5 protein-coding genes are annotated in these 7370 nt (G+C 73.0%); 4 read left to right on the top strand and 1 reads right to left on the bottom strand.

The features are described from left to right. The 4 genes from ACFU99_RS03835 to ACFU99_RS03820 form a co-directional block, all read left to right on the top strand. Positions 1–1138: carboxyl transferase domain-containing protein (locus tag ACFU99_RS03835; RefSeq protein WP_384385263.1), on the top strand; the 1138-nt coding region annotated here is incomplete at its 5' end. Positions 1139–1144: 6 nt separating this feature from the next. Beyond that, on the top strand, positions 1145–3460 hold the full coding sequence (locus ACFU99_RS03830; RefSeq protein ID WP_384385260.1) for a biotin carboxylase N-terminal domain-containing protein: 2316 nt from the start codon (positions 1145–1147) through the stop codon (positions 3458–3460). After that, entirely contained in the window at positions 3457–4461 is a 1005-nt protein-coding gene (locus ACFU99_RS03825; RefSeq protein WP_384385257.1) for a hydroxymethylglutaryl-CoA lyase, read from the top strand. Before ACFU99_RS03830 ends, ACFU99_RS03825 begins: the two co-directional genes overlap by 4 nt. A gap of 5 nt (positions 4462–4466) precedes the next feature. Beyond that, positions 4467–5633: an acyl-CoA dehydrogenase family protein gene (locus tag ACFU99_RS03820; RefSeq protein ID WP_384385254.1), complete on the top strand. Its 1167-nt coding sequence runs from the start codon at positions 4467–4469 to the stop codon at positions 5631–5633. An 81-nt stretch (positions 5634–5714) separates the two neighbouring features. Here ACFU99_RS03820 and ACFU99_RS03815 read toward each other — a convergent pair whose 3' ends face one another. Continuing rightward, the gene (locus ACFU99_RS03815; RefSeq protein WP_384385272.1) at positions 5715–7325 is read right to left on the bottom strand and encodes a beta-N-acetylhexosaminidase; all 1611 of its coding nucleotides are present in this window, start codon (positions 7323–7325) and stop codon (positions 5715–5717) included. Between the last annotated feature and the right edge of the window lie 45 nt (positions 7326–7370).

The raw sequence follows: 7370 nt of genomic DNA, 5'->3' as shown, positions 1-7370 counted from the left end.
CTTCGGGCGGATCTTCTACAACCAGGCGCGGATGTCCGGCGCCGGCATCCCGCAGATCGCGGCGGTCCTCGGCTCCTGCACGGCGGGCGGCGCGTATGTGCCGGCCATGAGCGACGAGGCCGTCATCGTGCGCGGCCAGGGCACGATCTTCCTGGGCGGACCGCCGCTGGTGAAGGCCGCCACGGGCGAGGTCGTCACCGCCGAGGAGCTCGGCGGCGGCGAGGTGCACTCCAAGGTCTCGGGCGTCACCGACCACCTCGCCGAGGACGACGCACACGCCCTGCGGATCGTCCGGACCATCGTCTCGACCCTGCCCGCGCGCGACGCGCTGCCGTGGACCGTACGGCCCGTGGAGGAGCCGAAGGCCGACCCGGCGGGGCTGCGCGGGGCGGTCCCGGTCGACTCCCGCACGCCGTACGACGTGCGGGAGGTGATCGCGCGGGTGGTGGACGGCTCCCGGTTCGCGGAGTTCAAGGCCGAGTTCGGGCAGACGCTCATCACGGGCTTCGCGCACATCCACGGCCACCCGGTCGGCATCGTCGCCAACAACGGCATCCTCTTCGCCGAATCCGCCCAGAAGGGCGCGCACTTCATCGAGCTGTGCGACCAGCGCGGCATCCCCCTGGTCTTCCTCCAGAACATCTCCGGCTTCATGGTCGGCCGCAGCTACGAGGCGGGCGGCATCGCCAAGCACGGCGCGAAGATGGTCACGGCCGTCGCCTGCACGCGCGTGCCGAAGCTGACGGTCGTGGTCGGCGGTTCGTACGGGGCGGGCAACTACTCCATGTGCGGGCGCGCGTATTCGCCGCGCTTCCTGTGGATGTGGCCGAACGCGAAGATCTCGGTGATGGGCGGCGAGCAGGCCGCCTCCGTCCTCGCGACCGTCAAGCGCGACCAGCTCGAAGCGCGCGGCGAGGAGTGGAGCGCCGAGGACGAGGAGTCCTTCAAGGCCCCGGTCCGCGAGCAGTACGAGACCCAGGGCAACGCCTACTACGCGACGGCGCGGCTGTGGGACGACGGGGTCATCGACCCGTTGGAGACCCGGCAGGTGCTGGGGCTCGCCCTCACCGCCTGCGCCAACGCGCCACTCCCCCAGCGGGACAGCGCGGCGCCGGGCTACGGCGTCTTCCGGATGTGATGGGGGATGAGCATGTTCGACACCGTCCTGGTGGCCAACCGCGGCGAGATCGCGGTCCGCGTCATCCGCACGCTGCGCGCCCAGGGCGTCCGCTCGGTCTCCGTCTTCAGTGACGCGGACGCGGACGCCCGGCATGTGCGGGAGGCCGACACCGCCGTGCGGATCGGCCCGACGGCCGCCGCCGAGAGTTATCTGTCCATCGAGCGCCTGCTGGCGGCCGCCGCCCGCTCCGGCGCCCAGGCCGTCCACCCCGGCTACGGCTTCCTCGCGGAGAACGCGGCCTTCGCCCGCGCCTGCGCGGACGCCGGGCTCGTCTTCATCGGCCCGCCCGCCGACGCCATCGAGCTGATGGGCGACAAGATCCGCGCCAAGGAGACCGTGCGGGCGGCCGGCGTGCCCGTCGTCCCCGGTTCCTCGGGCAGCGGCCTCGACGACGCCGAGCTGGCCGCGGCCGCCCGCGAGATCGGCATGCCCGTGCTGCTCAAGCCCTCGGCGGGCGGCGGCGGCAAGGGCATGCGCCTGGTCCACGACGCGTCGGCGCTCGCCGAGGAGATCGCCGCCGCCCGGCGGGTGGCGCGCGGCGCCTTCGGCGACGACACGCTCCTGGTGGAGCGGTGGGTCGAGCGGCCCCGCCATATCGAGATCCAGGTCCTGGCCGACGGCCACGGCAACGTGGTCCACCTCGGCGAGCGCGAGTGCTCCCTCCAGCGCCGCCACCAGAAGATCATCGAGGAGGCGCCGTCCCCGCTGCTGGACGAGGCGACCCGCGCCGCGATGGGCGAGGCCGCGGCCTCGGCGGCCCGCTCCTGCGGCTATACGGGCGCGGGCACCGTCGAGTTCATCGTGCCCGGCGACGACCCCGCCTCGTACTACTTCATGGAGATGAACACCCGCCTCCAGGTCGAGCACCCCGTCACGGAGCTGATCACCGGCCTCGATCTGGTGGAGTGGCAGCTGCGGGTCGCCTCCGGGGAGCCGCTGCCCTTCGAGCAGGAGGACGTCTCCCTCACCGGCCACGCGGTGGAGGCCCGTATCTGCGCGGAGACCGCCCGCGCCGACGACGGCCAGGTGACGTTCCTGCCCTCGGCGGGGACCGTCCGGGCGCTGTCCGAACCCCGCCGGGACGATGTGCGCGTGGACTCCGGCCTCTCGCGGGGCACCGAGGTCGGCACGGCGTACGACCCGATGCTCGCCAAGGTCATCGCGTACGGCCCCGACCGCCCCACCGCGCTGCGTCGGCTGCGCGCCGCCCTGGCCGAGACGACGATCCTCGGCGTCGACACCAACACCGGCTTCCTGCGCAGGCTCCTCGCCCACCCCGAGGTGGCCGCGGGCACGATGGACACGGGCCTGGTCGACCGGGACGCGCACACGCTGGTGCCGCGCGGCGTGCCGGACGAGGTGTATGTGACGGCGGCGCTGCTGCGCCACGCGGCGCTGCGGCCGGCAGAAGGCCCGTACGGAGGCGGGGGCAGCGGCCGACCCGGCTGGACGGACCCGTTCTCCGTGCCGAGCGGCTGGCGGCTCGGCGGCGAGGCCGCGTGGACCGTGCACCATCTGCGCGTTCCGGGCCACGCCCCGGTGGCGGTGCAGGTCCGGGGTCTCACGGACGCGGCTGAGGTCCTGATCGACGCGGCCGGAGCTGAGGACGGGGCGGCACCGGGGGCCCTGCGGGAGGCTCATACGACGTCACAGGAGGCCGGCGGCGACCGGGCCTCCGCGGACCGCGCGCAGGCGGCTCGTACGACGCCGGAAAAGGTCACCGTCGACCGGGCCCGGGCAGGCCCGGTGAGCGGGCAGGCGGCTCGTACGACGCCGGCGGAGGCGGGCGTCGGCCGGGCTCCGGCGAGCCGGCCCGCCGGGGCCGCCGTCGCCGCGAGGCTGACCACCCGGGAAAGCGGGTCCACGGAGCAGGACGAGGCGGGGGCGCAGGCCGCCGGCGCCCGCCGCGTCACCGTCGAGTACGCCGGCGTCACCCACGCCTTCACCCACACCCCCAGCCCGGAGGGCGTCTGGCTGGGGCGGGACGGCGACGCCTGGCACGTACAGGACCACGACCCGGTCGAGGCGCGCGGCGCGGCGGCGGGTGCGCATGCCGGGGCGCTCACCGCGCCGATGCCCGGCACGGTGACCGTCGTCAAGGCGGCGGTGGGCGACGAAGTGACGTCAGGGCAGAGCCTGTTGGTGGTGGAGGCGATGAAGATGGAGCACGTGATCGCCGCCCCGCACGACGGGAGGGTCACGGAGCTGGATGTGACGGCGGGCAGCACGGTCGCCATGGACCAGGTGCTCGCCGTAGTGACACCGCGGGAGGAATCATGACCGACCAGCCGCCCACCGGGCTGCCGATGACCGTGCCGGCCGACGGCCTGCCCGCCCGCGTCCGCATCCACGAGGTGGGCGCCAGGGACGGGCTCCAGAACGAGCAGGCGGTGGTGCCCGTCGAGGTGAAGGCGGAGTTCATCCGCCGGCTCGCCGCGGCGGGGCTGACGACCATCGAGGCGACCAGCTTCGTGCACCCCAAGTGGGTGCCCCAGCTCGCCGATGCCGAGCAGCTGATGGGGCTGCTGAGCGACCCCGCCGACACCACCGGCCCCGCGGCCCTCGTCAACCCCGCGGCCCCCATCGGCCCGGACGTCCGGCTCCCGGTCCTCGTGCCGAACGAGCGCGGGCTGGACCGCGCCCTGGCGCTCGGCGTGCGGGAGATCGCCGTGTTCGGCAGCGCGACCGAGTCCTTCGCCAAGGCGAACCTCAACCGCACGGTCGACGAGTCGCTGGCCATGTTCGCGCCCGTCGTCGCCAAGGCGAAGGACGCCGGCGTCCGGGTCCGCGGCTACCTCTCCATGTGCTTCGGCGACCCCTGGGAGGGCCCGGTCCCCGTCGGCCAGGTCGTGCGCGTCAGCCGCGCGCTCCTCGACCTCGGCTGCGACGAGCTGAGCCTCGGCGACACGATCGGCGTGGCCACCCCCGGTCACGTCGGCGCGCTGCTGAGAGCCCTGGGCGAGGCCGGGGTCGGGTCGGACCGGCTGGCCGTGCACTTCCACGACACGTACGGCCAGGCCCTCGCCAACACCCTGGAGGCGTTGCGGCACGGCGTCGCCGTCGTCGACGCCTCAGCGGGCGGCCTCGGCGGCTGCCCGTACGCGAAGAGCGCCACCGGCAATCTCGCCACCGAGGACCTCGTGTGGATGCTCCACGGCCTCGGCGTCGAAACCGGAGTCGATCTCGGCCTGCTCACCGCGACCAGCGTGTGGATGGCCGCCCACCTGGGACGCCCCAGCCCGTCCCGCACCGTCCGCGCCCTCTCCCACAAGGAGCAGTGAAAACGATGCCGATCGACCACCGACTCAGTTCCGAGCACGAAGAACTCCGCCGCACGGTGGAGGCGTTCGCCCATGACGTCGTCGCGCCGAAGATCGGCGACTTCTACGAGCGGCACGAGTTCCCGTACGAGATCGTCCGCGAGATGGGGCGCATGGGGCTGTTCGGGCTGCCCTTCCCCGAGGAGTACGGCGGCATGGGCGGCGATTACCTCGCCCTCGGCATCGCCCTTGAGGAGCTGGCCCGCGTCGACTCCTCCGTGGCGATCACGCTGGAGGCGGGCGTCTCGCTCGGCGCGATGCCGATCTTCCGCTTCGGCACCGAGGAGCAGAAGCGGGAGTGGCTGCCGCGGCTGTGTTCGGGCGAGCTGCTGGGCGCATTCGGCCTGACCGAGCCGGAGTGCGGCTCGGACGCGGGCGGCACCCGCACCACCGCCCGGCTCGACGAGACCACGGACGAATGGGTGATCAACGGCGCCAAGTGCTTCATCACCAACTCCGGCACGGACATCACCGGCCTGGTCACGGTCACCGCCGTCACGGGGCGCAAGGAGGACGGCCGCCCACGGATCTCCACCATCATCGTGCCGTCCGGCACCCCCGGCTTCACGGTCGCGCCCGCGTACTCCAAGGTCGGGTGGAACGCGTCGGACACCCGTGAGCTGGCCTTCTCCGACGTCCGCGTCCCGGCGGCCAATCTGCTGGGCGAGGAGGGGCGGGGATACGCGCAGTTCCTGCGCATCCTCGACGAGGGCCGGATCGCCATCTCGGCGCTCGCGACCGGGCTGGCCCAGGGCTGCGTGGACGAGTCGGTGAAGTACGCCAACACGCGCCAGGCGTTCGGGAAGCCGATCGGGGCGAACCAGGCCATCCAGTTCAAGATCGCGGACATGGACATGCGGGCCCACACGGCCCGTATCGCCTGGCGCGACGCCGCCTCCCGGCTGCTGCACGGCGAACCGTTCAAGAAGGAGGCGGCGCTCGCGAAGCTCTACTCCTCGGAGATCGCGGTGACGAACGCGCGCGAGGCCACGCAGATCCACGGCGGGTACGGCTTCATGAACGAGTACCCGGTGGCCCGGATGTGGCGCGACTCCAAGATCCTGGAGATCGGCGAGGGCACCAGCGAGGTCCAGCGCATGCTCATCGCCCGCGAGCTGGGCCTGGCCGGCTGACCCTCGGACGCCGGGCGGCCGGGCCGGACAGCGGCCCGCCCGGCGTCAGAAGCCATATCCGTGGACAGCGCCGCGGACCCGCTACCGCGCCGCCCCGGGCCAGTCCACCTGCGGCGAGCGGTAGTAGTCGTAGCCCAGCGCGTCCCAGCGTTCGGCCTGTGCGGCGAGCCGTACGCGGTACGCGTCCCAGTCGTGCGTGCTCGCCGGGGACCAGCCGAGCTCGGCGATGCCCGGCAGCCGGGGGAACGCCATGAAGTCGAGCTCACGGTTCGTGGCGAGGGTCTCCGTCCACAGCGCCGCCTCGACGCCCAGGACCGACGATTCCGGCACGCCCGCCAGATAGGTGCCGGGGTCCCAGTCGTAGGCCCGCTTGACCTCGACGAGCCCGGCCCAGTGCAGGCCGAGCGGGGTGTCCTTGGTGTATTTCATGTCGAGGAAGGACCGGTCGGCGGGCGACAGGATCACGCCGGCGCCCTTCTTCGCGGCCTCGGCGACCTGGGCCCGCTCCGCCGGAGGCGTCTTGTCGTAGCCCCAGTACTGCGCGACCGCGCCCTTGATCGGGTGCGCGCCGGTCAGCTGGTGCCAGCCGATCACCGTCTTCCCGTACTTGGCGACGATCGGCTGCGCCTTGTCCATGATCGTCACGTAGTCCTCGTGGTTCGTGGAGTACGCCTCGTCGCCGCCGATGTGCAGATACGGGCCGGGCGTCATGGCCGCCAGCTCGCGGAAGACGTCGTCCAGGAAGTCGTACGTGATCTGCTTCCGCGCGCAGAGCGTGCTGAAGCCGACCTCCGTGCCGGTGTACAGCGGCGGCGCGACGCCGTCGCAGTTGAGCTGCGCGTACGAGGCGAGCGCCGCGTTGGTGTGGCTGGGCAGGTCGATCTCGGGGATCACGGTCAGATAGCGGCTCCGCGCGTAGCGGAGGATCTCCTGGTAGTCGTCCTTGGTGTAGTAGCCGCCCGGTCCGCCGCCGACCTGGGTGCTGCCGCCGTACGTGGTCAGCCGGGGCCAGGAGTCGATGGCAATGCGCCATCCCTGGTCTTCGGACAGATGCAGATGCAGCTTGTTGATCTTGTAGAGGGCCAGCTGGTCGATATAGCGCTTGACCTGGCCGACGGTGAAGAAGTGCCGGCCGACGTCGAGCATCCCGCCGCGGTACGCGTAGCGCGGCACGTCGACGATGGAACCTCCGGCGACCTGCCACGGCCCGGCCTGCCTGCGGTCCTTCTCGATGCCGGCGGGCAGCAGCTGCCGCAGGGTCTGCACCCCGTGGAAGAGCCCGGCGGCTGTGCGGGCGCTGATGGTGACGGAGCGGTGGGTGACCGAGAGCCGGTACCCCTCCGCGCCGAGCCCGCGCGTCTCGCCGTCATCGCCCTCCTCGTCCCCGTTCCTCCCGTCGGCCAGCCGCAGCCGGATGCCGTCGTCGCCGCCGCGCGTGGTGACGGGCAGGGCGTACCCGGTGGCGGGGCGCAGCAGGTCCGCCAGGTAGTCGCCGACCCGCTGGGCCTCGCGCGAACCGGCGGGCACCCGGACGCGGGTCCCGGCGTCGAGCTCGTACGGGCGGCCGTGCGGTCGTACGGACGCGGGCGCGGGGATGACGCGGTCGAGCGGGATCGCGGCGGGCGTGCGGCCGCGCGGCTCGCCGGACGTACGGCCGGGGGGCTCGGCGGCGCTGCCCGTTCCGGCCGCCATTGCTCCGGCGGTGACGACCAGCAGCAGGGAGAAGATCAGCCGGGG

The sequence above is a fragment of the Streptomyces sp. NPDC057654 genome, from assembly GCF_042800135.1.
In the GTDB taxonomy this organism is placed as follows: domain Bacteria; phylum Actinomycetota; class Actinomycetes; order Streptomycetales; family Streptomycetaceae; genus Streptomyces.
The sequence above is the reverse complement of the archived record's forward strand: the minus strand, read 5'-3'. Positions and strand labels throughout refer to the sequence as shown.

Bases quoted from the DNA above. Each gene is read 5' to 3' on its own strand.
- ACFU99_RS03830 (WP_384385260.1), top strand. From the start codon at position 1,145: ATGAGCATGTTCGACACCGTCCTGGTGGCCAACCGCGGCGAGATCGCG.
- ACFU99_RS03825 (WP_384385257.1), top strand. From the start codon at position 3,457: ATGACCGACCAGCCGCCCACCGGGCTGCCGATGACCGTGCCGGCCGAC.
- ACFU99_RS03820 (WP_384385254.1), top strand. From the start codon at position 4,467: ATGCCGATCGACCACCGACTCAGTTCCGAGCACGAAGAACTCCGCCGC.
- ACFU99_RS03815 (WP_384385272.1), bottom strand. From the start codon at position 7,325: ATGGCGGCCGGAACGGGCAGCGCCGCCGAGCCCCCCGGCCGTACGTCC.